This is a genomic window from Geodermatophilus sp. SYSU D00705, from assembly GCF_054050135.1.
In genome coordinates, this window is record NZ_JBJGYT010000015.1 from 1 (window position 1) to 24,348 (window position 24,348).

The 24,348-nt window shown below is 71.6% G+C and carries 22 protein-coding genes; 7 read left to right on the top strand and 15 right to left on the bottom strand.

Going from position 1 to position 24,348, the window contains the following annotated elements; genetic code table 11:
• The 3 genes from cofG to ACI78Q_RS13430 all read right to left on the bottom strand — a co-directional run.
• The coding region (cofG, locus tag ACI78Q_RS13420; protein WP_456923887.1) for a 7,8-didemethyl-8-hydroxy-5-deazariboflavin synthase CofG at positions 1–1,708 on the bottom strand (1,708 nt) is incomplete at its 3' end.
• An 8-nt stretch (positions 1,709–1,716) separates the two neighbouring features.
• Positions 1,717–2,799: an LLM class flavin-dependent oxidoreductase gene (locus ACI78Q_RS13425; RefSeq protein ID WP_456923888.1), complete on the bottom strand. Its 1,083-nt coding sequence runs from the start codon at positions 2,797–2,799 to the stop codon at positions 1,717–1,719.
• A 308-nt stretch (positions 2,800–3,107) separates the two neighbouring features.
• The gene (locus ACI78Q_RS13430) at positions 3,108–3,836 is read right to left on the bottom strand and encodes a GntR family transcriptional regulator (RefSeq protein ID WP_456923889.1); all 729 of its coding nucleotides are present in this window, start codon (positions 3,834–3,836) and stop codon (positions 3,108–3,110) included.
• Positions 3,837–3,926: 90 nt separating this feature from the next.
• Here ACI78Q_RS13430 and ACI78Q_RS13435 point away from each other — a divergent pair, with 90 nt between their 5' ends.
• The 3 genes from ACI78Q_RS13435 to ACI78Q_RS13445 all read left to right on the top strand — a co-directional run bounded on the left by ACI78Q_RS13435 (position 3,927) and on the right by ACI78Q_RS13445 (position 7,349).
• Complete coding sequence (locus tag ACI78Q_RS13435; RefSeq protein WP_456923890.1) at positions 3,927–5,135, top strand: CaiB/BaiF CoA transferase family protein; 1,209 nt, start codon at positions 3,927–3,929, stop codon at positions 5,133–5,135.
• 37 nt (positions 5,136–5,172) lie between these two features.
• Positions 5,173–6,333, top strand: coding sequence for an acyl-CoA dehydrogenase family protein (locus tag ACI78Q_RS13440; RefSeq protein ID WP_456923891.1), 1,161 nt, complete (start codon positions 5,173–5,175; stop codon positions 6,331–6,333).
• A 71-nt stretch (positions 6,334–6,404) separates the two neighbouring features.
• Positions 6,405–7,349: a 3-carboxyethylcatechol 2,3-dioxygenase gene (locus ACI78Q_RS13445; protein WP_456923892.1), complete on the top strand. Its 945-nt coding sequence runs from the start codon at positions 6,405–6,407 to the stop codon at positions 7,347–7,349.
• Here the strand turns inward: ACI78Q_RS13445 and ACI78Q_RS13450 are convergent.
• Both ACI78Q_RS13450 and ACI78Q_RS13455 read right to left on the bottom strand, forming a co-directional pair.
• Positions 7,283–8,044 carry an SDR family oxidoreductase gene (locus ACI78Q_RS13450; RefSeq protein WP_456923893.1) on the bottom strand — a complete coding sequence of 254 codons (762 nt, stop codon included), beginning with the start codon at positions 8,042–8,044 and terminating at the stop codon, positions 7,283–7,285. The two genes, ACI78Q_RS13445 and ACI78Q_RS13450, sit on opposite strands and share 67 nt — an antisense overlap.
• A 56-nt stretch (positions 8,045–8,100) precedes the next feature.
• Positions 8,101–8,955 (bottom strand): alpha/beta fold hydrolase, encoded by an 855-nt coding sequence (locus tag ACI78Q_RS13455; protein WP_456923894.1) that lies wholly within the window; start codon positions 8,953–8,955, stop codon positions 8,101–8,103.
• Between the two features lie 332 nt (positions 8,956–9,287).
• On the opposite strand from ACI78Q_RS13455, the gene ACI78Q_RS13460 reads away from it, so the two are divergent.
• Positions 9,288–10,400 (top strand): LLM class flavin-dependent oxidoreductase, encoded by a 1,113-nt coding sequence (locus ACI78Q_RS13460; RefSeq protein ID WP_456923895.1) that lies wholly within the window; start codon positions 9,288–9,290, stop codon positions 10,398–10,400.
• Positions 10,401–10,453: 53 nt separating this feature from the next.
• Here the strand turns inward: ACI78Q_RS13460 and ACI78Q_RS13465 are convergent, their stop codons facing one another.
• From ACI78Q_RS13465 to hpaB, 7 genes are all read right to left on the bottom strand, one after another.
• Positions 10,454–11,467, bottom strand: coding sequence for an AraC family transcriptional regulator (locus tag ACI78Q_RS13465; RefSeq protein ID WP_456923896.1), 1,014 nt, complete (start codon positions 11,465–11,467; stop codon positions 10,454–10,456).
• Positions 11,468–11,564: 97 nt separating this feature from the next.
• The gene (locus tag ACI78Q_RS13470) at positions 11,565–12,422 is read right to left on the bottom strand and encodes an alpha/beta fold hydrolase (RefSeq protein ID WP_456923897.1); all 858 of its coding nucleotides are present in this window, start codon (positions 12,420–12,422) and stop codon (positions 11,565–11,567) included.
• Positions 12,419–13,036: a cysteine hydrolase family protein gene (locus ACI78Q_RS13475; RefSeq protein WP_456923898.1), complete on the bottom strand. Its 618-nt coding sequence runs from the start codon at positions 13,034–13,036 to the stop codon at positions 12,419–12,421. The genes ACI78Q_RS13470 and ACI78Q_RS13475 overlap by 4 nt, the downstream gene beginning before the upstream one ends.
• A gap of 53 nt (positions 13,037–13,089) precedes the next feature.
• Entirely contained in the window at positions 13,090–14,163 is a 1,074-nt protein-coding gene (locus tag ACI78Q_RS13480; protein ID WP_456923899.1) for an LLM class flavin-dependent oxidoreductase, read from the bottom strand.
• Positions 14,164–14,233: 70 nt separating this feature from the next.
• Positions 14,234–15,172 carry a 3-carboxyethylcatechol 2,3-dioxygenase gene (locus ACI78Q_RS13485; RefSeq protein WP_456923900.1) on the bottom strand — a complete coding sequence of 313 codons (939 nt, stop codon included), beginning with the start codon at positions 15,170–15,172 and terminating at the stop codon, positions 14,234–14,236.
• A 34-nt stretch (positions 15,173–15,206) separates the two neighbouring features.
• On the bottom strand, positions 15,207–15,761 hold the full coding sequence (locus ACI78Q_RS13490) for a flavin reductase family protein (RefSeq protein ID WP_456923901.1): 555 nt from the start codon (positions 15,759–15,761) through the stop codon (positions 15,207–15,209).
• Positions 15,758–17,251, bottom strand: a complete 1,494-nt coding sequence (gene hpaB, locus ACI78Q_RS13495) for a 4-hydroxyphenylacetate 3-monooxygenase, oxygenase component (protein WP_456923902.1) — start codon at positions 17,249–17,251, stop codon at positions 15,758–15,760. Before hpaB ends, ACI78Q_RS13490 begins: the two co-directional genes overlap by 4 nt.
• A gap of 160 nt (positions 17,252–17,411) precedes the next feature.
• Between hpaB and ACI78Q_RS13500 the strand changes: the two genes are divergently transcribed.
• From ACI78Q_RS13500 to ACI78Q_RS13510, 3 genes are all read left to right on the top strand, one after another.
• Positions 17,412–18,164, top strand: coding sequence for a GntR family transcriptional regulator (locus ACI78Q_RS13500; RefSeq protein ID WP_456923903.1), 753 nt, complete (start codon positions 17,412–17,414; stop codon positions 18,162–18,164).
• A 216-nt stretch (positions 18,165–18,380) separates the two neighbouring features.
• Positions 18,381–19,709, top strand: coding sequence for a bifunctional 3,4-dihydroxy-2-butanone-4-phosphate synthase/GTP cyclohydrolase II (locus ACI78Q_RS13505; RefSeq protein WP_456923904.1), 1,329 nt, complete (start codon positions 18,381–18,383; stop codon positions 19,707–19,709).
• A 68-nt stretch (positions 19,710–19,777) separates the two neighbouring features.
• Positions 19,778–21,055 carry an LLM class flavin-dependent oxidoreductase gene (locus ACI78Q_RS13510; protein ID WP_456923905.1) on the top strand — a complete coding sequence of 426 codons (1,278 nt, stop codon included), beginning with the start codon at positions 19,778–19,780 and terminating at the stop codon, positions 21,053–21,055.
• A gap of 246 nt (positions 21,056–21,301) precedes the next feature.
• Here the strand turns inward: ACI78Q_RS13510 and ACI78Q_RS13515 are convergent, their stop codons facing one another.
• The 3 genes from ACI78Q_RS13515 to ACI78Q_RS13525 form a co-directional block, all read right to left on the bottom strand.
• On the bottom strand, positions 21,302–21,766 hold the full coding sequence (locus ACI78Q_RS13515) for an NUDIX domain-containing protein (protein WP_456923906.1): 465 nt from the start codon (positions 21,764–21,766) through the stop codon (positions 21,302–21,304).
• Positions 21,767–21,849: 83 nt separating this feature from the next.
• The gene (locus ACI78Q_RS13520; RefSeq protein WP_456923907.1) at positions 21,850–22,473 is read right to left on the bottom strand and encodes an isochorismatase family protein; all 624 of its coding nucleotides are present in this window, start codon (positions 22,471–22,473) and stop codon (positions 21,850–21,852) included.
• A complete protein-coding gene (locus ACI78Q_RS13525) occupies positions 22,470–24,347 on the bottom strand; it encodes a hydantoinase B/oxoprolinase family protein (protein ID WP_456923908.1) in 1,878 nt (625 codons plus the stop codon). Before ACI78Q_RS13525 ends, ACI78Q_RS13520 begins: the two co-directional genes overlap by 4 nt.
• Position 24,348: the final 1 nt, after the last annotated feature.

The following is a 24,348-nucleotide window of genomic DNA, read 5'->3' on the forward strand; positions in this document are numbered from 1 at the left end:
CCCGGTCGCCGACCTGGGCCATCGACAGGGTGTAGGCGTCGGCGTCGGTGCGCCGCTGGGCGAACGCGCAGAACCGGCAGCCGGTGTAGCAGACGTTGGTGAAGTTGATGTTCCGGTTCACCACGTACGTGACGTGGTCGCCGTTGACGTCCCGGCGCACGGAGTCCGCCAGCCGGCACAGCGCCTCCAGCGCGACCCCGTCGGCGGTGAGCAGGGCCAGGTACTCGGCGTCGGTCAGCCCGGCCGGGTCCCGCTCGGCGTGCCGCAGCGCGGCCCGGACGTCGGCCGGCAGCGGCGCCGCGGCCGCCCCGGTGCGGGCCGCGTGGCCGCGGACGGTGTCCCAGTCGCCGTAGACGGTGTCGAAGTCGCCGCGCCGGTCGTCGCTGCGACCGGAGCTGTCGACCTCGGCGTGCAGGTCGACCCGGCCGGTGCCCGTGGCGCCGAACTCGGGCTCCTGCCACGGCCGCCCGACCGGGGTGCGGCCCTCGACCGCGAGCCCGTCCGGCCCGGCGAGCGCGGCGACGTGCGCGGCCACCCGCGGGTCCAGCCAGGGCTCGCGCTGATAGGGCGGGTACACCGTGAGCCGCTCCCGCAGGGTGAACCCCGCCTCGGCGGTCCGCGCGGCCAACTCCTCCAGGTGGGGCCACGGGTGCTCGGGGTTCACGTGGTCCGGGGTCAGCGGCGACACCCCACCCCAGTCGTCGATCCCCGCGTCGAGCACCGTCCGGTACTCCTCGCCGATCAGGTTGGGCGGGGCCTGGATGCGCACGTCGGGCCCCAGCAGCAACCGGGCGACGGCGATGGTGGCGGCCAGGTCCTCGAGGTCGGCGTCGGGGTGCGCGCGCATCGCGGTGTCCGGCTTGGCCCGGAAGTTCTGGACGATCACCTCCTGGACCCCGCGGTAGGCGCGGGCGATCTCGCGCAGCGTGAACAGTGCGTCGACCCGCTCGGCCAGGGTCTCGCCGATCCCGATGAGGATGCCGGTCGTGAACGGGACGGCGGTACGACCGGCGTCGTGCAGCACCTGCGTGCGCACGAGCGGGTTCTTGTCCGGCGAGCCGAAGTGCGGGCCGCCCGGCTCGGACCACAGCCGCTCGGCGGTCGTCTCCAGCATCATCCCCATCGAGGGCGCCACGGGCTTGAGCCGGGACAGTTCCTCCCAGGAGAGGACGCCGGGGTTGAGGTGCGGCAACAGGCCGGTCTCCTCCAGCACCGCGATGGCGCAGGCCCGGAGGTACTCCAGGGTGCTGGCGTACCCCCGCTGCTCCAGCCACGTCCGCGCGACGTCCCACCGCTCCTCGGGCCGGTCCCCGAGGGTGAACAGCGCCTCCTTGCAGCCGGCCGCCGACCCCGCGCGGGCGATCTCCAGCACCTCGTCGCGTTCGAGGAACGGTGCCGGCACCCGGTGCGGGACGGTGGCGAAGGTGCAGTAGTGGCAGCGGTCCCGGCACAGCCGGGTCAGCGGGACGAACACCTTCCGGGAGTAGGTGATGACACCCGGCCGGCCCGCGGCGAGCAGTCCGGCGTCGCGCACCCGGGAGGCGCTGGCCGACAGATCGGCCAGCGCCTCCCCCCGTGCGGTGAGCAGCAGCTCGGCCTCGATGCGATCGAGGGCGACCGAGTCGCGGGCCCGGCGCAGCACCCGGCGCATCGCGCTGGGCGTGGGCCGCAGCTCGGTGCCGGCGGGCCGGTCGCGGTGTGCGTCCACGGCGCCCGTCAGATCCGGGCGAGGATCGACGACCCGATGTCGGCGATGTCCCGGCGGGCGGTGAACGGGTTGTAGAGGAACACGCTGAGCGCGTCGAGGCCACTCTCCATCATGAGTTGGGCCTTCTCGAGGAGGTCGTCCGGCGACCCGTACAGGGTCCAGAAGTCGAGGATGTCCTGGGACATGTAGGGCATGTGCCGCTCGTCGAAGCCCTTGGCGTAGGTGTCCCACTGGTCCAGGTGGCTGGCGGCGCCCATCTCCTCGGGGGCGCCCATGATCGTGTTCTGGACCATGGCGATCGACTTGTCGACGATGTCCGCGCCGATCTCCTCGCGGAACTTCTTGAGGTAGCCCATGTCGCTGATCGTCGAGCCCATGGGCGCCGTGGTGCCGAAGCCCTTGGTCAGGGCGTCCTCCCAGGTCTCGCCGTTGCGCAGTTGGTAGAAGAAGGTGAGCCCGATCAGCTTCACGCTGCCCGGCGGGCGCCCCGCCGCGGCGACCTCCCGCTCCAGCTCGCGTCGGACGATCTTGATGAAGTCCGGGTTGGGCCCGACGCAGTAGAGGATCGCGTCGGCGTACCGGGCGGCGTTGGCGACGCCCTTGGGCCCGCCGGCGGCGATGTAGACGGGGAAGTCGGGGTCGGTGCGGAAGAAGCCGGCGTCCGGGGCGCCCAGCAGCTGCGCCGCCTTGGTCTCGCCGCGCCATGTGTGGTCGGCCCGGCCCCCGCGCACCAGCGCGGAGATCACCTGCACCGCCTCGGCGAGCTCCTCCGGCTTGGCGCTCTTGCGGCCCATGGCGTGCAGCGCCGAGTTCGCCGTCCCGAGGCCGAGGAAGGCCCGCCCCTCGGAGACCAGGTTCAGCGTCGCCAGCGAGTTGGCGACCGAGGGCGGGATCCGGGTGAGCGGGTCCATCACGTACGGGCCGAGCTTGATCGTTGAGGTCTCCCGCGCGGCCAGCGCCAGGAACTGGAAGGGGTCGCTGGAGTGCAGCGGCCCCTGCCCCGCGCCGTAGTGGGTGATCCCCACGTCCTCGGCGAGCTTGACCTGGTCGAGCCCTTCGATGTGCGCGAGATTGCCGACGATGAAGTCCACGTGCGCCTCTTCTCGGATCGGGTGCGGACAGGCAGGTCTCACCGCGCTGGAGCCCCGGGCGAGCTCGTCGAGCAGGCCGCTGTGCTCGGTCGGGGCCCGGACGTCGAGCCGGTCGAGGGACCGGCCCGGCCAGGACTCCGTTCCGGGAGCGCCTACTGGAATGCTGGCATGCTAGGGGGACAGATGTGATCTGCGCAACGACCACCTGGCTCTCCTCCGGCTCCGGCGTCCCCGGTCGGGATCAGGTGCGGCCGGGTCCGCCCCGGCGGCGGGCACGGCAACTCCCCCGCCGCTCGCCCCGCCGCAGCTCACGCCGGGTCGTCCCCCCAGAAGCCCCGGCTCTCGAGGTGGGCGACGAGCAGCCGGCCGGCGTGGCTCACGTGGCTGCGCATGGCACGGCGGGCTTGCTCCGGGTCACGCCGGCGCAGCGCTTCGATGATCGCGCCGTGCTCGGCGACGGAGGCCCCCTGCCACCCTTGGATGTCGGCGTAGAAGCGGCGCGGGGCGTACCGGGCGAGGCTGCCCAGGACCCACGTCAGCTTCGGCGAGGCCGCCCCGCGGTAGACCGCCCGGTGGAGCTGGAAGTTGAGTTCCTCCATCTCCTCCGTCGCTCCCCGCCGGGAGGCCTCCTCCAGCTGCTCCTGCAGCGCGGTGAGGCGGTCGACGACCTGCGGCGCGAGGCGCTCCGCGGCCCGCCCGGCCAGCTCCGCGGCGACGTCGGCCTGGACCTGGAAGAGGTCGGCCACGTCCTGCCGGCTCAGCGGGGCGACGACGAAACCACGGCGGGCCTCCAGGCTGACGAACCCCTCGCCACGCAGCGACAGCAGCGCCTCGCGCACCGGCGTCGCGCTGACTCCCAGCTCCTCGGCGATGCGTTCCAGCCGGAGGAACTCGCCCACGCGCACCTGCCCGGACATGATCAGGTCGCGGATGTAGGACGCGACCTCGTCACCGAGCTGCACGCGCGTGCGCCTGCGGAAGTCCGACGCCGAGGGCAGACCGTTCCGCACCGACGGGCCGGGCGCACCTGGCTCCACGTCGCTCCTCCCCAGCAGGCCCACCCGGGATCGCGCACCGGGACGCTGCTGTCCCACGGAGCCATCTTCTACATTGTATGGTGCGCCACCATGGCCGGACCGACCTCGTCCCTGCCCCTGGCTGGGCTGGTCGTCGTGACCATCGAGCAGGCCGTCGCCGCCCCGCTGGCCACCCGCCACCTGGCAGACCTGGGCGCGCGAGTGATCAAGATCGAGCGACCCGGGCGCGGCGACTTCGCCCGGGACTACGACACGACCGTCCACGGCCTCTCCAGCCACTTCGTGTGGCTGAACCGCTCGAAGGAATCGGTGGCACTGGACCTCAAGCGACCCGGGTGCCGGTCAGTCGTGGAGCGGCTGCTGGATCGTGCCGACGTGTTCGTGCAGAACCTCGCCCCCGGGGCGGCCGAGCGCCTGGGGCTCGGCTCGGAGACGGCCCGGGCCACTCGCCCGCGCCTGGTCACCTGCGACGTCTCGGGATATGGCGCGGAGGGTCCGCACGCCCACCGCAAGGCCTACGACCTGCTCGTGCAGGCGGAGGCGGGGCTCCTGTCGGTCACCGGGACGCCGGAACACCGCGCCAAGGCGGGGATCCCCGTGGCCGACATCGCGGCGGGGACATACGCCTTCAGCGGCATCCTGGCGGCGCTCTACGAGCGCGAACGGACCGGCACCGGCCGTGCCGTGCGGGTGTCCCTCTTCGACTCCCTGGCCGAGTGGATGGGCTTCCCCTTCTACCACGGGGCCTACGGCGGGCAGGCGCCGGTGCGCAACGGTGCCGCGCACGCCGCGATCGCCCCCTACGGCCCGGTCCGCACCGGCGACGGGAAGCAGGTCGTCCTCGCGGTCCAGAACGACCGTGAGTGGGCCCGGTTCTGCGACGTCGTGCTCGAGGACCCGGCGCTGGCCACCGATCCCCGTTTCGCGACGAACAGCCGGCGCGTGCAGCACCGGGCCGAGCTGCAGGAGCGGATCGAGCAGCGCACCGGCCGGCTGCCCGCGGAGACCGTGGAGGACCTCCTGGACCGCGCCTCCGTGGCTCACGCGCGCATCGCGGACGTGACCGCTCTCGGCGACCACCCGGCCCTCACTGCACGGCACCGCCTGCGAGAGGTCGCTTCCCCGGCCGGCCCGCTGCGGGCCCTCGAACCTCCCCTGACCGGCCCCCACCGGCCGGCTGCCATGGGGCCGGTGCCGGAGGTGGGCGAGCACAGCGTCGCCGTGCTGCTCTGGGCCGGCCTGGATGAGTCGGAGGTCGCGGCGGCCCTCGGCCCGGCAACTCCCCGGTCGGCGCCATGACCACCGCACTCCCCCTTCCCCCACGAGGAGACGCCGGATGCCCCAGCTGAGCGAGGAGGAACGGGCCATCGTCGCGACGGTCCGCCGCTTCGTGGACCGCGAGGTGGTGCCGGTCGCCACCGAGCTCGAGCACAGCGACACCTACCCCGAGGCTCTGATCGAGCAGATGAAGGACCTGGGCGTCTACGGGCTGGCCGCGCCCGAGCGCTTCGGTGGCCTCGGCGTCTCGACGCCGTGCTTCGCCGCGGTCACCGAGGAGCTCGCCCGCGGCTGGATGAGCCTGGCCGGGGCCATGGGCGGGCACAGCGTCGTCGTCAGCCTCCTCACCCGGTTCGGCACCGAGGAGCAGCAGCAGCGCTACCTCCCGGCCCTGGCGACCGGGCAGCTGCGCGCCACCATGGCGCTCACCGAGCCCGACGGCGGTTCGGACCTGCAGAACATGCGGACCGTCGCCCGTGCCGACGGCGCCGGCTACGTCGTGAACGGCACCAAGATGTGGATCACCAACGCCCGCCGGTCGGGGCTGGTCGCGCTGCTGTGCCGGACCGATCCGGACGCCCGGCCCGCTCACCGGGGCATGAGCATCCTCCTGGTGGAGCAGGGGGCGGGCATGACCGTCTCCCGCGACCTCGCCAAGCTCGGCTACAAGGGCATCGAGACCTGCGAGATCGCCTTCACCGACTGCCGTGTGCCGAGCACCCAGCTGCTCGGCGGGGTGGCCGGTGCCGGCTTCGCGCAGATGATGCGCGGGCTGGAGCTCGGCCGGATCCAGGTCGCCGCCCGGGCCAGCGGGGTCGCCCGCGCGGCCTTCGAGGCCTCTCTGGCCTACTCGCAGCAGCGGGTCGCCTTCGGGGTGCCGATCTGGCAGCACCAGTCGATCGGCAACTACCTGGCGGACATGGCGGTGAAGCTGGAGGCCGCCCGGATGCTCATCACGGCCGCGGCCGAGCGCCTGGACGCCGGCGCCCGGTGCGACCTGGAGGCGGGGATGGCCAAGCTCTACGCCTCCGAGGTGTGCCTGGAGCTCTGCCAGCAGGCGGTGCGCATCCACGCGAGCAACGGCTACGCCGCCGAGTACCCCGTCGAACGCTTCTACCGCGACGCCCCGCTCATGGTCGTCGGCGAGGGGACGAACGAGATCCAGCGTTCGATCATCGCCCGCCGGCTGGTCGAGCGAGGCGGACTGCCGTACGCATGACCCCGCCCCACCACATCTGACACCGCCGACAGCCGCTCCCGCGGGACGGCTGGGATGGGGAGCCCACTGCCATGTCCCTGGCCCTCTGCGCCCTGTCACACACCCCGGTGATGGGCGTCCACCAGCCCACCGACGACGTCGTCGACCGGGTGCAGGCGGCGATCGACGACGCCCGGGAGTTCGTGGTCGCGTTCGACCCCGAGCTGGTCGTGGTCTTCGCCCCCGACCACTACAACGGCTTCCTCTACGACCTCATGCCGTCGTTCTGCATCGGGGCCGCCGCGACGGCGGTGGGCGACTACGGGACGTCGGGCGGTCCCCTGCCGGTGGACGGCTCGGCGGCACGGACCTTCACCGCGACCGCGCTGGATCGCGGGGTCGACGTGGCGTTCTCCGAGCGCATGACCGTCGACCACGGCTGCGTGCAGCCGCTGGACCTGCTCTTCGGCGGCATCGACGCGGTGCCGGTCGTGCCGGTGTTCATCAACTGCGTCGCCGAACCGCTGGGCCCGGTGGGTCGCGCGCGCCTGCTCGGCGAGGCGATCGGCTCCGCCGCCCTCGGGCTGGACCGCCGGGTACTGCTGCTCGCCTCCGGCGGCCTGTCCCACGACCCGCCGGTCCCGCGGCTGGCCGAGGCCCCGCCCGAGGTGGCCGAGCGGCTGATCGCCGGCCGCAACCCGACCCCCGAGCAGCGGGCCGCCCGTGAGGCGCGCGTGTTCGACGCTGCGCTGGCCTACGCGGCCGGGACGACGGACCTCATGCCGCTCAACCCCGAGTGGGACCGACAGTTCCTCGCGGTCATGGCCTCCGGGGACCTCGCGCAGATCGACTCGTGGAGCAACGAGTCGTTCGTCGACCAGGCCGGGCACTCCTCCCACGAGGTCCGCACCTGGCTCGCGGCCCACGCCGCCCTGTCCGCCCACGGCCCGTACGACGTCCGCTCCAGCTTCTACGAGGCCATCCCGGAGTGGCTGGCCGGCTTCGGCCTCACGACGGCACAGCCGCGGCAGAGCTGAGCGGGGCCGGCGGGCTGCGAGCAGAGGAAGGCCACCACGGCGCCGAGGTCGGCCGGTTCGCCGACGGCGTTCGCCGGCACGTCCGCCGCGAGGTCTGCCAGCCGCTCCCCGGCCCAGGACTCGAGCCGTTCCGTGCGGTGGTAGCCCGGCTGGACCGTGTTCACGGTGACGCCGTCCGGGGCGACCTCCAGGGCGACCGTCTTCAGGAACGCGGTGAGACCCGACCGCCCGGTGTTGGACAGGATCAGGTCCGGGAACGGCTGGCGCACCCCCACCGACGTGATGGCCACGACCCGACCCCAGCCCCGCGACTGCATGTCCGGCACCGCTGCCTTGCACATCGCGACCGCGCTGAGCACGTGGTTCTGCAGCGCGGGCCCGTACGCCTCGAACGCCGTGGACCCGAAGGTCCCGGCCGGCGTCCCTGGCACGTTGACGACCAGGATGTCGACCTGACCGAGGGCCCGCTGCGCCTCGTCCACGAAGCCCGTCGCGCCCTCGGGCGTGCTGACGTCGGCCTCGATCGGGACGACTTCGCCCCCGATGGCGGCGGCAGCCTTCTCGACACGCTCCCTCTGCCGCCCGCAGATCGCCACCTGCACACCCTCGGCCGCGAGCGCCTGCGCCGCCGCGAAACCGAGCCCGCTGGTCGACGCGGCGACGGCCGCGCGCTTGCCGGCAATACCCAGGTCCATGATCCACCCGTCTGCAGAGGAAGCAGTTCGTGCCGCCGATCGGAACGCCGGACGACCTAGTCGAGCGTCGAGCGCAGGAACTCCAGGTGGAGGGCGTTGAACCGCTCGGGCTGCTCGTAGTGCGGCCAGTGGCCGGCTTCCTCGATCATCTCGAACCGGGCCCCGGGGATGGAGTTCGCCCAGAAGTGCCCTTCGGCGACCGTGCTCGTGGGGTCCTCGGCGGTCCACACGACCAGTGTCGGGGCCTGGATGCGGCCCAGCCGCTCCTCGGTCATGAGGTTCTGGGTGCGGACGTCCATGTCCTGCAGGACGAGGATGTTCCCGACGTTCTGCTTCATCTCCGGCTGCTGGTAGATCGCGTGCCGGATGGCGACCAGCTCATCGGTCACGCTGGTCTCGGGATGGGCCATGAGCCACTCGATCCTGCGGCGGGTGCCGATCGGGTCGCTGTTCTCCACCGCGGCGAGCGTCGACGTGCGGATCTGGTCCATCACCTCGGGCTTCGCCACGGTGCCGCCGGGAGCGAGCAGGGAGAGGGAACGCACGCGGTCGGGGTGCTCGGCCGCCGCCCAGGCAGCGACCCAGCCCCCCAGGGACTGTCCCGCCAGGTGCGCGCTCCCCACGCCGCAGGCGTCCAGGTAGCCCAGCAGGTGCTCCACGTAGGCCGGGATCGTGTACGGCCGGTCCGGCTTGCCGGTGTACCCGTGGCCGAGCATGTCGATGGCGTGCACGGTGAAGTGCTCGGCGTGTGCGGCGATGTTGCGGCTGAAGCCGTCGAGGTGCCCGCTGGTCCCATGCAGGAAGACCAACGGCGGGCCCGAGCCCGCCCGCAGGCTCCGCGTGGGGATGCCGTCGACATCGATGGAGCTGACGCTGAACTCCAGCCCCGTCAGATCGGTCCACACCGTCATCGGTGATCTCCAGCTCTCGTCGGAAGCGACGTCGAGCGCCCGGCGGCCACTCGGAGGGCAGGGCTCCGGCGTCGCGCTCGCCACCGCAGCCCCGGACGGTTCAGGCTGCTGCCCTGCGGACGCCAAGCTAAGCGGCGGCGCGGTAGGGGTCAAGTATTTTATACGAGACGTGCCGCAGGCTCGGGACCTGCGACTCCCGGCCCGCAGACATGCCGGAAACCGGCTGCGCAGGGCGGCCGGAACCGGCGTTTTCCGGCTCGGACCCGGCGGCGACCCGCGGCTACCGTGCGCCCGGCTCACCCCCCCGACCGGCACTGTCGACAGGAGACACCGTGGTCAAGTCCTGGATGTTCGACATCTTCAACTACCCCTACGACAAGCGGGCGGAGAACTTCGACCCGGCACTCTGCTCGGAGCTGTACGACTGGCACTTCGACACCTGGGTGGGGGCCGAGGACCAGGGCTTCGACGGTGTCTTCTTCAGCGAGCACCACTTCACCGCCTACACGGTGAGCCCGTCGCCGAACCTCCTCGTCGCGGCGGTGGCCGCGCGGACCACGAGCATCCGGCTGGGCGTGATGGCCAACATCATCCCGTTCCACGAGCCGCTGCGGCTCGCCGAGGAGGCGGCCATGCTCGACTACCTCACCCACGGCCGCCTGGAGGTGGGCCTGGGCCGCGGCGTGGACGAGCTGGAGTTCCACAAGGCCGGCGTCCCGATGGAGGAGACCCGCCCGCGCTTCGAGGAGGGCATGCAGCTCATCCACGAGGCATGGCGCAACCCGTCGTTCACCCACCACGGACGCTTCTGGGACTACGACGACGTCGCGGTCTGGCCGAAGCCGATCCAGCAGCCGAACCCGCCGGTGTGGATCACCGCCCTCAGCCCGGCGACGACCGAGTGGGCCGGCACCCAGGGCTACAAGATGGCTCACACCTTCCTGCCGGTCCCGGACACCAAGGACATGTTCGACCGGTACCGCAAGGCGGCCCGCGAAGCCGGCAACTCGACGGCGCCCGACCGGGTCGCGGTGATGCGCAACATCTTCGTGGCCCCGACCGACGCCGAGGCCAACGATCTCGCCGAACCGGCCCTGGACCACCTGTTCGGCCTCTTCCGGACGCACGCCATCTTCGAGGACCTGGACAACGTCCCGAAGGGCTACGAGTACTACCAGTCCTTCTTCCGCCCGTTCGTCCAGGACAACGTGAGCTGGAAGGACCTCAACGACGCCGGGATCATCTGCGTCGGGTCGCCGGAGACGGTCCGGGACAAGCTCGTCGCCCAGGCCGAGGAGCTCGAGTGCGGCAACATCATCGTCTGGGGCACGTTCGGCAACCTCACCGAGCAGCAGACGAAGCGCTCGTACGAGCTCTACTCCCAGGGCGTCATCCCGGCACTCAAGGGGCTGCGGCTCCCCGGGGAGGAGCCGAACGCCGGCTGAGCCACCCGAGCCCCGGGGCCCGCACGTCTTCGTCACGGGTCCCGGGGCCCGGGTCATCCCCCCGAGCGCAACGTGTCCGACGGGGACCGGCCGTACTTGCGCCGGTAGGCCACGGCGAACCGGCCGAGGTGACCGAAGCCCCAGCGCAGCGCGACGGCGGTGACCGTGGTGCCGTCGCCCGCCTCCGCCAGTTCCCGGTGCACGCGTTCGAGCCGGACGTCGCGCAGGAACTCCATCGGCGACATCCCGACGTGGCTGTGGAACGCCGCCTGCAGGGTGCGGACGCTCACGCCTGCCGCGTCGGCGAGGTCGGTCGTCGTCAGCGGGTCGTCGGGGCGCTCGATCATGAGATCCATCGCGCGCCTGACGTGTCGTGGCCGGCTCGGCCCGGGGGGTGCGGTGAGCACGTCGCTGAGGTCGTGCGGCTGGGCGGCCAGCAGCCCGCTCATGACGAAGTCCTCGACCTGGGCGACCATCAGCCGGCTGGACAGCCAACTGCCGGCCACCGTGTCGAGCTCGGTCACGATGCTGCCCAGCAGGGACACGAAGCTGCGCACCGCCGGACTCTCGGCGAGGGCGAAGCGGAAGGCGATCGGCCCGCCACTGGGGCGGCCGACGGTGCGTTCGAAGTGGTTCTGCAGCGCCTGCTGGTCGATGCGGACGGCGATCTGGGCGCAGTCACCGCCCCAGCTCATCCGCCATTCCTGGCCCGGGGCGAAGACCACACCCTGACCGCGGCGCGACTGGTCCACCTCGTCACGACCGCGCCACGACCGGACGGCACCCCGGTGCAGGAGGTTCAGGTGGTAGCACGGACCCATGGCCCCGAGCCCACCGATCTCGACCGGAGCGCCGTAGCGCGAGTAGGCGAAGGTGACCCGGTCGAGCACGACGGCGTGCAGCCGGGCGGCCACCGCCCCCGGGCCGGCGACGTCGACGTGGTGAGGCACGAAGACGTTGCCGATGCCATGGCGGGCCTCGTCGAGATCTGCGGATGCCAGGACGACGTGGCGGGACAGCGGTTCCGTCCCGGGCCCACGCGCGCCGGTCAGCTCTTGCCTCGTCATCTCACCGCTCCGAACGGCTCCCCCGGTGCCGGGCCGCGGTGGACGACGACTCCTCTGGCGAGGGTGCTCACCGGCCACCGCGGCATCCGGACCCCGGTCACCCCTCCTTCGTCAACCAGTCGATGACCAGTTGGTTGAACGTCGCCCGCTGCTCCCACTGCGGCCAGTGCCCTGCTCCGTCGATGAACTCGAAGCGACCACCGGGGATCTTCTCGGCCATGTCCATCCCCACACCGGCGGGCCCGGAGGGGTCGTCCGACGTCCAGATCACCATCGCCCCGTGGGGAACGGCAGCCAGCTCCTCATCGGTGACGAGATTGCGGCGACGGGTCTCCGGGTCCTGCAGGCACAGCAGGTGCCGCATGGACTCGGCGAAACCGGGACGGTCGTAGATGGTCCGCCGGATGGCCACCAATTCGTCAGTGACGGTTGTCGGGTCGGCCATCAGCCATTCCAGCCGGGCCCGGATGTTCGCGTCACTGGGATCGTCCGCCGCCGCCTGGGAGAGGCTGCGGATCCGCTCCATGACCTCCGGCCGGGCCATCGTCCCGCCCGGGGTGTTCAGCACCAGACGCCCGGTCCGGTCCGGGTGAGCGGCAGCGAACTTCAACGCCACCCACCCGCCGAGGGACTCCCCGCTGAGGTGCGCCCGGGACACACCCAGGACGTCGAGCAGGCCGGCGAGGTGCTCGACGTAGTCGGGCAGCTCGAGGTCGCTCGTGGCGAGGGTGGTGTACCCGTGCCCCGGGTAGTCGTAGGCGATCACCCGGAAGTGCTCGGACAGCGGTCCGATGTTGTGGGCGTAGGCCTCCAGGTGGCCGCCGGTGCCGGGCATCAGCACCAGCGCTTCCCCAGAGCCGGCCTGCAGCACCCGGGTGCGCCACGGACCGACGTCGATGTGCTCGACGCTGTGCGGCACGTCGCCGAGGGCGACCCAGACGGGGGTGTCGCTCATGCGGTCGCGCCCTCCGTGGCGCCCAGCGCCTGGGTCACCTCGGCGGCCGTGGTGATCTCGGCGAGCAGCCCCATGGAGCCGACGGAGGCCTCGTGCGCCTCGAGGGTCCCGGCCGAACAACCGTCCTCGACCAGGATCGTGCGGTACCCGTGGTCACTGGCGCCACGAACGGTCGCCTCGACCGAGGCATTGGTCGCCACGCCCGAGACGATCACCGTGCTGACGCCCAACTCCTCGAGCAGGCCCTGCAGGGAGGAGTCGACGAACGGACCGACCCGCCGGTGCGTGACGACGTGGTCGCCATCGGTCGGCGCGACCTCATCGATGATCTCGGCCGAGGGGCTGCCCTCCTTCAGGCAGCCGAACTGCGAGACCATGCCCAGCAGCGGAGAGTTGGCGTGCAGGTCGGAGTAGTCGGGCTGCCACGCCACCCGGGTGTAGATCACCGGGACGCCGGCCGCACGTGCCGCGGCGATCAGATCGGCATTGACCGCCACGACGTTGCGAGCGACGACCTGTTCGTGGAAGAAGCCGGCGAAGGCACCGTCAGCGCCGACGATGTCGTTCTGCAGGTGCACGACCAGCAGCGCGGTGGTGCGGGGGTCGAGGTCCATGGGGATTCCTCCTGGTGTCCGTGGATGGGCCGGATGGGTCGGGGACGAGCAGGTCAGGCGCGGGCGAGGATGCTCTTGCCGATGTCGTTGATGTCGCGCTCGGCCGTGTAGGGGTTGGACAGGAAGACCTGGACCAGATCGACCCCGGACTCGGTGATGAGCTGCGCCTTCTCCAGCAACTGGTCCGGGCTGCCGTAGAGGCACCAGTAGTCGACGAGCTCCTTGGTGATCAGCGGCAGGTGCTTGGGGTCCAGGCCGCGCAGGTACTGCTTCCAGACGTCGAGGTAGTGCGGCCGGTCGACGGCGTCCGGGTTGCCGAGGTAGGCCATGGCCGCCTCGTTGGTGGCGTTGACGATGTCGCCGCCGAGCTCGTCGACGTGCTGGTTCATGAACCCGATGTTGGTCAGGCAGGAGCTGATCGGACCCGAGCCGAAGCCCTTGGTGATGCCGTCTTCCCAGGTCTCACCGTTGCGCAGCTCGTAGAACCAGGTGACGGCGACGAGCTTCACCGAGCCGGCCGGGCGGCCGGCATCGGCGACCGCCTTGTCCAGCTCGCGGCGGACCAGGCCGATCATCTCGGGGTTCGGACCGAGGCAGTAGACGACGGCGTCGGCGTACTTGGCGGCCTCGTGCAACCCCTTGGGGCCGCCGGCCGCGACCCAGATCGGCACCCGGTCCTCGATGTTGTACCAACCGGCGTCGGGGTCGAGGAACTCGATCTCGCGCTGTTCACCCAGCCAGTCGTGGACCACCCGCTCGCCGTTCAGCAGCCCGCGGGAGACCTCGAGGGAGTCGGTGAGCTCCTTGATCCGCGCGGTGCGGTGGCCCATCGAGCGCAGGGCGTTGTTGGCCGTGCCGATGCCCAGAAAGGTCCGCCCTGGCGCCAGGGCGTTGAGCGTGGCGATCGAGTTGGCGGTGACCGGGGCGATGCGGGTCAGCGGGTTGGTGACCATCGTGCCCAGTTGGATGGTGGATGTCTGCTGCGAGGCGATGGCGAGGAACTGGTACGGGTCGCTGAACAGCAGCGGCCCCTCACCGGCGCCGAAGTGCGTGACGCCGAGGTCCTCAGCCTGCTTCACCATGCCGATCTGATCGATCTTGGCGCACGTACCGACGACGAAGTCCACTGCTGCTCCTTTGCGGCTCCGGCTGGGCCGGATGTGGGTGTGTGGTGCTGTGATGGGGCTGCTGGTGCGGTCAGGCCGGTCGTGCGGTCGTGACGGCGAAGCCGGCGATCCACTCCGGGACGGGTTCGTAGAAGGACTGGGTGACGACGTACGAACCGGTCGCGGCGAGGGCGGCGTAGGCCGCGATCGACGTGCGCACCTCGTGGGACGAGTGGCCGGCCTGCTCGACGAACGACTCGTTGCTCCACGAGTCGAGTGCCTCCAGCCGCCCGGAGGCGAGGACGTCCAGCAGCGCCCGGTCCCACTCGGGGTTGAGTGGCTGCAACGGCAGGGTGCCCGCGGCGAACTGCCGGGCGGCCGCTGTCACCCGCTCCTCCCGTTCGGCTCGTTGTTCGCGCGTCGGGTTACGCCCGCTGATCAGCCGCTCGGCCACCTCGGGGGCGGCGCCGGCGAGCGCCGGCACCGGGGGGTCGTGGGACAGCCCGCCGGAACCGAGGAACAGCACCCGCCGGTCGAGCCCGGCCGCGGCCCGACCGAGTGCGTCCCCGAGGAGCCGGGCACGGCTGACGGGACCGAGCGGTTCGGCGACGCTGTTGATGAAGACCGGGACGGTCGGCACTGCCGCGATCCCACCGAAGAGCAGTGTCAGTGGCTGGGTGAAGCCGTGGTCGACGTGCATCCGCTCGGAGACGGCCACGTCGACGCCTGCCGCGAGCACCGCCGAGGCGAGGGTGTGCGCCAGGTCGCGGTCCACCTGCAGCGGGCCCTCTTCGTAGCCGTAGTCCCCCACGGACGAGGCCTCCGTGCCGATGCAGAACGGCGGCATCATGTCGTAGAAGAAGCCGTTGTAGTGGTCCGGCGCGAGTACGACCACGACGTCCGGAGCGAAGTCGCCGATGAAGGCCCGGGCCTCGGCGAACGCGGCCTCCACCCGATCCCGGACACCGGGAGCCGGCTCGTTGCGGGTCATCAGGGGCGTGTGGGAGACGGTGCACACCGCCAGGGACATCGAGTTCACCTTCCGCGCGTCGGGGGTCAGGTCATCACCAGGGGGCCGAGAGCAGCCATTCGTGCGGAGCGGTGGCCGTGACCCGCTCCCAGTCCTGGTCGGGGACGTCGAGGAAGGCGCCCTGGCTGTACAGCAGCGGTTCCCCCGGGGCGAGGTCCACCTGGCGCACCCTGCCGACGACGATCGCGTGGTCCCCGCCGTCCAGGACGCCGTGCAGGTCGCACTGGATCTGCGCCAGCGCACCCTCGATGCGCGGGATCCCGTGCCGCCCCGGACGCACGGCCAGGCCCGCGAAGCGGTCCTGGCCGGCACGCGCGAAGGCGTGGGCGATCTCCCGCTGGTCGTGGGCCAGCACGTTCACGGTGTAGCCGGGCCCCGAGGTCAGCGGACCGTGCATCCGGCGCTCCCGGCCGATGCACACGAGCACCAGCGGCGGGTCCAGGGACAGCGAGGAGAAGGCGCTGACGGTGCACCCGAGGGGCACGCCGTCCCCCGTCACCGCGGTGATCACGGTGACGCCGGTGGCGAACTGCCCCATCGCCCGGCGCAGCAGTCCGGGGTCGACGTCGGCGTCCACCGTCGTGGTCACGCCTCGACCCCGCGGGACCGGACGGCAGCCACGGCGTCCCCCGGGTCGCCGGCCAGGTCGAGTGCCCGGTCGACCAGGCGTTGGCAGTCGGACTTGTCGTACGTCAGATAGTTCATGGCGTAGAGGCGGACCGGGTCACCGGCGTAGTACCGCTCGTACTGCAGGGCCCGCTGCCCGAAGCCGTCCCCGCAGAGGTCCCAGGCGAGCTTGTAGAGCCGGACCCGGTCGACCGCCGGCAACCCTTCCGCCCCGACGAAGTACCTCTCGATGTCGGGGGCGATCTCGCTGCCGAAGTCCTCGGCCGAGGGCATCATCAGCAGCCCGCCGGCTCCCAGCGTCTGCAGTGTCTCCACCACCTTGGGGTAGGCGGAGGACAGGTGCATGCGCAGGGTCTGCAGCGCCTGGAAGCGCGGCCGCACCGATCCGCTGGTGCCGACCTCGAACTCGGTCTCGGCGGCCACGATCAGCGCCCGGCAGGTCTCCACCGCGGCGATCGCCTCGCCGAGGGCCTTCTGCACGTGCAGGAAACCGTCGGTCTTGACCGACTGGCACAGCGCCATGGCCACGCCGGTCACGAACTGCATCTTCACCAGCCCGCGGACGCCGGTCTGGTGGCCGGTGTGCTGGCGCAGGTTGGTGCGGCTGTACATCGCGTTGGCCAGCGCGACGTCGCCGTGCAGGAACACCCGGTCCCAGGGGACGAGCACGTCGTCGAAGACGACGAGGCAGTCGGCCTCCTCGAAGTGCGAGGACAGCGGGTGGTCGAAGCTGTTGCGGCTGCCGTCGTCGTAGGGCTCGCGGGCGATCAGCCGCAGACCGGGCGCGTCGATCGGCACCGCGAAGACCGCGGCATGCTTCTCGTCGCCCGGGCGCAGCCCCGGCAGGCTGTAGATGATCATCTCATCGGCCATCGGAGCGAGGGTGGCCAGCATCCGGGCCCCGCGGACGACCAGCCCGTCGCCGGTCTCCTCGACCACGCCCATGTGGAGGAAGGGGTCCTGCTGCTCCCCCGCTGAGCGCGACCGGTCGGTCTGCGGGGTGATCAGGGCGTGGGTGAGGAAGAGGTCGTTGTCCCGGACGTGCTCGAAGTACGCCCGCACGTTGCTCGCGTACTGGGGGCCGAGCTCCTCGAAGACGGCCGGCTCCTCGGCGAACGCCATCAGCGTGGTGTTCAGGAAGTCCGGTGATCTGCCCATCAGACCGAGCGTTGCCTCCGCCCACACCCGGAAGGCCTCGCGTCGGGCGACGAGGTCCTCCTGGGAGCGCGGCGGCACGAAGGCGATCCCGACCGGCCCGTCGGGCCCGGGCCTGGTCAGCACGGGGCCCAGCTCGGGGTCGTGCTGCATGTCGTAGAGGTGGGCGATCTGCTCGATGGGCGCGGCCAAGGCGGGATGGGTGGTGACGTCCTCCACCCGCGTGCCACCGATCCAGACCTCGCGGGGCGTCTTACGGAGCCGTTCGATGTACTGGGCGCCCGTACGGATCGGCATGAACCTGTCTCCCAACTGGCATGCTAGCGTTTCGGGAAAAGTAGCGGCGGTCACACCGCGGCGCAAGGCCCTCGTCGCCCCGGGTCGGCGGGCTCCTGGACGCCAGGCCGGACCGCCCGGCTCGACCACCGGGACTGTGATGACCGATTACCCTTTGGCCATGTCCGGCGACCCGATGCGGCCCAGGCTCGGCGCCCTGGACGACATCTCCCCACTGCCGGCCGCAGACCGCTCCGCCCTGCGGATGGGCACGGTCGCCTACCGCGAGATCAAGGAGTCCCTGCTCGAGGGGCACTGGGCAGCCGGCGAGCGACTGTCGGTCGAGATGTTCAAGTCGGCACTCGGCGTCAGCAAGCAACCGATCATGGAGGCCCTCCGGCGACTGAGCGCCGACGGCCTGGTCGAGATCGTGCCCCAGGTGGGGTGCCGGGTGGCCACCTACAGCCCGCAGGACGTGGCGGACTTCTTCACCCTCTTCGGCGCCTTCGAGGGCGCGATCAGCGCCGTCGCGGCCCAGCGGCGGACGGCGGCCGACCTGGTCGCCCTCGACGAGGTGCACGCCCGGATCGGCAATCTCTGCGGCGAGCAGGACGCCGACGTCCGCTCACACGGCTACCGGGTCTTCAACCGCGAGTTCCACGGCAGCATCCACCGCATGGCCCGCTCGTTCATGGTCGAGGAGATGAGCCTGCGGATGTGGGATCTCAGCGACTTCCTGATCAACACCGCCGGCATCCCACAGCCACTGAGCAGTGCGCTGGACGACCGACATGCCGACCACGAGGAGATCCGCGCGGCGCTGATCGCCGGGGACGCCGAGCGCGCCCGCGCCGCCACCGAGCGACACATCGTCGGCACCCTGCAGGTCATCCATGCAGAGGCCGACACGGGAACGCGCGCCACGGGCAGCTGAGCCCCGGTTCGACACTCCTGATCGCACCGCAGCGCTCAACCACACTCCCGGCCGCCGAGCGCCGGCGCCGCTCTCCACCGCCTCCCCGGACACCCGGTCGGTGATCCGGCATGCGGTCCTTCCGGGGGCCCGGCTCCTCACATGCCGATGCGGCGAGTCTTGTGGCATGGGTCTCACCCGGCTAGGTTTCGCACGCTAGCATTCCAGGGAGGATCCATGATCGGTCTGCCGGATCACCGCTGGGTCTCACCGCCCACCGGCGCGCCCGAAGTTCCCCTGCCCGGTTCGCGCCGTGGCGACCTGGCTGCTGCCGTCGCCGCGTTCCGCCGGGGCGAGCCGGTGCTGGTCGTGGACGACGAGGACCGGGAGAACGAGGGCGACCTCATCGCCGCAGCCGAGCTGATGACGCCGGAACTGATGGCGTTCATCGTCCGGCACACCGGCGGGGTCGTCTGCGTGTCGATGGAGTCCGACCGGCTGGAGGCGCTGCGGCTGCCACAGATGGTCGAGGACAGCGAGGACCCGAAGGGCACCGCCTTCACCGTCTCGGTCGACCTGCGCACCGGCATCTCGACGGGCATCTCGGCCGCCGACCGGGCCGCCACCGTGCGGGCCCTGGCAGACCCGGACTCGGTCGCCGGCGACTTCGTCCGGCCCGGTCACGTCTTCCCCCTACGGGCCCGCGCGGGCGGCGTGCTGGAGCGCGCCGGCCACACCGAGGCCGCCGTCGACCTCAGCCGGCTGGCCGGGCTTCGCACCGTGGCGGTCATCTCCGAGGTGGTCAACGACGACGGGTCGATGGCGCGTCGCGCCGACCTCCAGCGGTTCGCGGCGCGGCACGACCTGCACCTGATCTCCGTCGCCGACCTGGCCCGGCACCGGCGCGCCGCCGAGCCGGTCGTGCGACGCGCGGCCCTGGCATCGCTGCCGACCGCCCACGGCACCTTCACGGCGTACTGCTACACCGGGACCGACGATCCGGTCGAGCACATGGCCCTGGTGATGGGCGACGTGCGCGACGGCCGCGACGTGCTCGTGCGGGTGCACTCGGAGTGCCTCACCGGCGATCTGTTCGGGTCGCAGCGGTGCGACTGCGGCGAGCAACTCGACACAGCGCTGTCCCGCATCGCGAGGGCCGGCCGCGGGGTGCTCATCTACCTCCGCGGCCACGAGGGCCGGGGCATCGGGCTGGCGAACAAGATGCGCGCCTACGAGTTGCAGGAGCAGGGGCTGGACACCCTTGACGCCAACCTGGCCCTGGGCCTGCCGGTCGACCTGCGCCGGTACGACGCCGCGGCCGCGGTGCTCGCCGACCTCGGGGTCCGCTCGGTGCGGCTCATGACCAACAACCCCGACAAGTGCCGCGACCTCCTCGAGCACGGGATCGTGGTGAGTAGCCGCGAGCCGATCGTCGTCGCGCCCGTTCCGGCGAACGTCCGGTACCTCCGGGCCAAGCGCGACCGGCTCGGCCACGAGCTGGGCACACTCGGCGACGAGGCCCGGCCTGCCGGGACGCTGACCGGCACCGCACCCAGCGGCACCTGACGTCCCTGCGACGACTCCGACCCGTCCGGCATCGGGCCGGCGACCACCACGAAGGGTTGACACCGACCATGAGGCTTGGAACCTTCCTGCTGCCCAGCGCCGCTGCCTCGCCGGCCGATTTCCGCAAGGGCTACGCCGGCGCGAACCCCAACTACTACCAGCGGGCGCTGTTCGAGAACAGCGAGATCATCAAGCAGATCGACGATCTCGGCTTCGACTTCGTGGCCTTCTCGGAGCATCACTTCCACCTCGAGGGCCTCGAGATGTCGAACAACCCGATCCTGCTGGGGGCGTGGGCGGCCGGCATCACCAAGCGGCTGCGGATCGGGCAGATGGCCACCGTGCTGCCCTCGCGAAACCCGATCCTGGTGGCTGAGGACCTCGCGATGCTGGACCACTTCAGCGGCGGGCGGATGTTCGCCGGCTTCGCCCGGGGCTACCAGTCCCGGCACGTGATGACCGTCGGCCAGAAGAACAACGCATTCGCGACCTTCGCCACCGACCCCGATTACGCGGCCCACGACAAGGTCAACCGGGAGCTGTTCGAGGAGAGCTACGAGATCATCCGCGGGCTGTGGGAGAACCGGGAGTTCTCCTTCCAGGGCCAGCACTGGAGCGTGCCGCCGGAGGGCGTCTCCTGGCAGCACCCCGGCACACAGTCGATGGCGCCCTCGACGGTGGATCCGGACGGGACGCTGCGCAAGATCGGCATCGCGCCGAACACGCTGCAGGACCCGGCCAGCATCGAGTTGATGGTGCCGTTCACGCTCAGCCCGAACACCATCCGATGGGCCGCGCAGCAGGCTGCCTGGCCGATCATCTTCAGCCCGATCAAGGAGATCGTCGATTCCTGCCTGGACGCCTACCACGAGGAGGCGCTGAAGCGGGACCCCTCGATCAAGCGAGGCGAGAACGTCGGCCACTTCCGCGAGATCGTCGTCGCCGAGACCGACGAGGAGGCCTTCGCGGTCGGCTCGGACGCGCTCGGGTTCATCTGGCCCGAGTGGCACGACTTCTTCGGCTTCAACGAGGCGCTGCGCTACCCCGGCGAGGAGGGCCCGATCCCGAACAACTACCGGGCCATGGTCGACCGTGGGTACTCGTTGACCGGGTCGGTCGACACCGTCGCCCGCAAGCTGGAGAAGGTGATCGAGGACTTCGACACCGACCTGCTCGTGCTGTGGCAGGGCATCGGCCCAGCGCCGATCGACAAGATGCTGAAGAGCAACGAACTCCTGGTCGACAAGGTCCTGCCCAAGCTGGGCGTCAGCCTGGAGCAGTTCAAGCCGACCCTCCGGCCGGAGTTCGAGTCGCCCCTGTGGACCGAGACACCGCCCGTCCGCTGATCGGCAGCCCCGGTCGGCCGAGGTCCGCGTAGACCTCGGCCGGCCCGGCGTGGTCCCCGTGCCCGACGGAGACGCCGGGCAGCAGATCCGAGCTGACAGCACCCGGGTCCACTCGCAGCTGTGGCACCGGCTCGCGTCCCATGGCGGCGCTGCCTGCCACCCCCCCTCACCTCTCCGCCCCGGAATCGCCATCTCCGACATCCGGTCGGGACCGCTTGCTGACCTGCACCTGCCGCCGATCGCGACCTAGCCGGGCAGCCGTTCCAGCAGCCGGTCGAGGAAGGCGACCTGGGCCGCGACCAGCTTGGCGCGGGCCTCCTCGACCGGCAGCCACGCCGCGCGATCGATCTCGGGGAACTCCTGGACCCGCCCGGACCGCGGCGGCCACTCCAGCTCGACGGTGTTGCTGCGGCAGGCGGCGGCGTCCAGGTCCCCCTCGGCCGCCCACACGGACAGCCGCTTGCCGCCGGACTGGCGCACCTCGCCGAGGGGCACCAGCGCGTCGGCCGGCACCGGCGAGCCGAGCTCCTCCTCGAACTCCCGGCGGGCGACGGCGAGCGGGTCCTCGCCGTCGCCGTACTCGCCCTTCGGGATCGACCAGGCGCGGTCGTCCTTCCGCGCCCAGAACGGGCCGCCCATGTGCCCGATCAGCACCTCGACGCCACCGGGCCGCACCCGGTACAGGAGCACCCCCGCGCTGGTCCTCGACACCCGCCCATCCTCCTCGGCCCACCCGACCGCGAGGTGAGACGACCTCCCGGAAGCATGCGGCAGGGCCCGCTGGGCGGCGGTACTCAGAGGTGGGCGAGCGCCTCGGGCAGGTCGACGACGTCGGCGTACTTGGCGTCGAGGTCGGCCAGGTTGTTGTCGTGCAGCTCGGGAGTGCGGTCGGCGCAGGCCTGGCGGACCACCTGCGGGCGGAAGCCGGAGTTGAGGGCGTCCATGGCGGTGGCCCGCACGCAGCCCGACGTCGACACCCCGGCCACGACGAGGGTGTCGACACCGAGGCCGGCCAGGGTGGGCGCGAGCGGGGTGCCGAAGAACGCCGAGGCGTACTGCTTGACCACCACCGGCTCCCCGGGCGCCGGGGGCAGGGTCAACTCCCCCCACTCCCCCGGCGCGTCCTCGGCGAAGGCGGCCAGCGCCGGCACCTTGCGCACGAACAGCCCGCCGTCGGCCAGCCCGCGGGTGTAGCGGACCGCCGTCCAGAGCACGGGGTGCCCGCCGGCGCGCGCGGCGTCGACGAGGGCGGCGGCCGCCGCCACCGCCGGCCCGGGGTCGGGCAGCGCGAACGGCCCGCCCGGCTCGGTGTAGGCCCGGCACAGGTCGATGACCAGCACCGCCGGGTGGCTCCCCCAGCCGACCCGGCCGGAGAACGCCGACCCGTGCGGGCCCGGTGCCGGCTCGGGCACCGTCATCCGGCCGCCCACACCGGGCGCCGAGGAGCGGGCAGCCCGGTCTCCTCCTCGCAGCGGGCCAGCAGCTCCTCGATCGGCGGCCCCATGTCGAACACCGGCAGCTCGGCCGGGCGGTCGGCGCGCATCTGGTCGCGCAGCGTCTCGGTCGCCGCCGCGTCGACCTCGCCGCCGTCGCACACCACGACGCCGTAGCGGCGGGCGCCCTCCCCGGTCACCAGCCCGCGCCGCACCTCCAGTGCGACCAGTTCCGGGTCCCGCTCCAGCGGGTCACCCCACCCGCCGCCACCCCAGGTGACGAAGTGCAGGACGTCGCCCGGCGCCACCGGCACGTCGTGGCACTTGCTCGGCAGCACCTGGCGGGTGCCGTCGGCGCGGTCGAGCCACTTGGTGCCGCGCGCGCCGGGATGCCCGCCGTTCACTCCCCAGGGGTGGGTCAGCCAGCGGTCGTCGTGGATCGCGATCGTGCCCGGCTCGTCGAAGCGGTAGGCGACGTCGACACCGTTGCCGCCGCGGTGCAGGCCGGCGCCGCCGGTGTCGGCGACGGTCTCCCACCGCTCGATGCGCAGGGGGTAGTAGGACTCGAGGTACTCGCACGGGATGTTGGTGAAGCTCGGCCACAGCGAGTGCCCGTCCGGCCCGTCGCCGAGCGGCCGGCCCGGGATGCCGCCGAACCCGATCGAGTACAGCTGGAACCACTCCCCCTTGCGCTCGCCCCCGGAGTAGTAGCCCGAGTACATGAAGTGCGGCGAGGAGGAGAAGCCGGCGGCGTTGAGCAGCGCCGGGTTGGTCTGCCCGAGCAGCCCGCCGAACAGGTCGAAGACCCGGCCGATGCCGTGGTTGCGGCCGTTGAGCGACGCCGGGTGCTTGGGCTTCCAGTAGGAGCCGTCGGGGATGGTGACGTCGACCAGCGGGTAGAAGCCGTCGTTCCAGAGGATCTGCGGGTCGGCGACGGTGATCATGTAGATCCCGAAGAACATCCGCGTCAGGTTCTCGTTGATGTAGTAGTTGATCGGCCCGGCCGCCTGGGGCGAGGAGCCGGTGAAGTCCAGGTGCACCTTCTCCCCGGTGCGGGTCAGCGACAGCTTGAGCTCGTAGGGGCCGAAGCCGACGCCGTCGTCGCAGATGTAGTCGGTGAACGACAGCGTGCGGCCCTCCTCGAAGACCGCCTGCAGCAGCACCTTCATGGCGTCGTAGTTGCGCTGCAGCAGGGCGTCGAGCGCCGAGAGGTAGGTCGCCGTCCCGAACCGCTCGCACATCTCCACCACCCGGCGGGCGGCGGTGCGGCAGGCGGCCACCAGGCCGTTGAGGTCGGCGCGGTTCCAGTCGGGCTTGCGCACCTGGTTGAGGATGATCCGCAGGGCGTCGTCGTTGATCTCGCCCTTGCGGTAGAGCTTGAAGGGCGGGATGACCACACCCTCCTCGTAGATGGTGTGCGCGTCGGTCGGCATGGAGCACGGTGTCTTGCCGCCGACGTCGGACATGTGCCCGAACATCGACGCCCAGCCCACGACCCGGCCCTCGTGGAAGATCGGGACGACGATCAGCCAGTCGTTGGCGTGGCTGATGGCCGCGCCGCAGGAGTACGGGTCGCTGGTGAGCAGGACGTCGCCCTCCTCGACGGTGTCGTCGAAGCCGGCGAGGAAGTCGGGGACCGAGAGGCCGAACTGGCCGACGACCATCTTGCCGCTGGGGTCGGCGATCAGCGGGAACTCGTCGTGCTGCTCCCGGATGCCCGGCGACAGCGCGGTGCGGAAGAGCACCTCGTCCATCTCGTAGCGGGCATTGCGCAGCCCGTTCTCGATGAGGTCGAGGGTGACCGGGTCGACGTCGACGGTGTCGACCGTGCCGGTGGCGGTCTCGATGATCCGTGCCATG

Excerpts from the sequence above, each read along its gene's own strand:
- ACI78Q_RS13435 (WP_456923890.1), top strand. The coding sequence starts at position 3,927 with ATGGCCGGACCGACCTCGTCCCTGCCCCTGGCTGGGCTGGTCGTCGTG.
- ACI78Q_RS13440 (WP_456923891.1), top strand. The coding sequence starts at position 5,173 with ATGCCCCAGCTGAGCGAGGAGGAACGGGCCATCGTCGCGACGGTCCGC.
- ACI78Q_RS13445 (WP_456923892.1), top strand. The coding sequence starts at position 6,405 with ATGTCCCTGGCCCTCTGCGCCCTGTCACACACCCCGGTGATGGGCGTC.
- ACI78Q_RS13450 (WP_456923893.1), bottom strand. The coding sequence starts at position 8,044 with ATGGACCTGGGTATTGCCGGCAAGCGCGCGGCCGTCGCCGCGTCGACC.
- ACI78Q_RS13455 (WP_456923894.1), bottom strand. The coding sequence starts at position 8,955 with ATGACGGTGTGGACCGATCTGACGGGGCTGGAGTTCAGCGTCAGCTCC.
- ACI78Q_RS13465 (WP_456923896.1), bottom strand. The coding sequence starts at position 11,467 with ATGACGAGGCAAGAGCTGACCGGCGCGCGTGGGCCCGGGACGGAACCG.
- ACI78Q_RS13470 (WP_456923897.1), bottom strand. The coding sequence starts at position 12,422 with ATGAGCGACACCCCCGTCTGGGTCGCCCTCGGCGACGTGCCGCACAGC.
- ACI78Q_RS13475 (WP_456923898.1), bottom strand. The coding sequence starts at position 13,036 with ATGGACCTCGACCCCCGCACCACCGCGCTGCTGGTCGTGCACCTGCAG.
- ACI78Q_RS13485 (WP_456923900.1), bottom strand. The coding sequence starts at position 15,172 with ATGTCCCTGGCGGTGTGCACCGTCTCCCACACGCCCCTGATGACCCGC.
- hpaB (WP_456923902.1), bottom strand. The coding sequence starts at position 17,251 with ATGCCGATCCGTACGGGCGCCCAGTACATCGAACGGCTCCGTAAGACG.
- ACI78Q_RS13500 (WP_456923903.1), top strand. The coding sequence starts at position 17,412 with ATGTCCGGCGACCCGATGCGGCCCAGGCTCGGCGCCCTGGACGACATC.
- ACI78Q_RS13505 (WP_456923904.1), top strand. The coding sequence starts at position 18,381 with ATGATCGGTCTGCCGGATCACCGCTGGGTCTCACCGCCCACCGGCGCG.
- ACI78Q_RS13510 (WP_456923905.1), top strand. The coding sequence starts at position 19,778 with ATGAGGCTTGGAACCTTCCTGCTGCCCAGCGCCGCTGCCTCGCCGGCC.
- ACI78Q_RS13520 (WP_456923907.1), bottom strand. The coding sequence starts at position 22,473 with ATGACGGTGCCCGAGCCGGCACCGGGCCCGCACGGGTCGGCGTTCTCC.
- ACI78Q_RS13525 (WP_456923908.1), bottom strand. The coding sequence starts at position 24,347 with ATGGCACGGATCATCGAGACCGCCACCGGCACGGTCGACACCGTCGAC.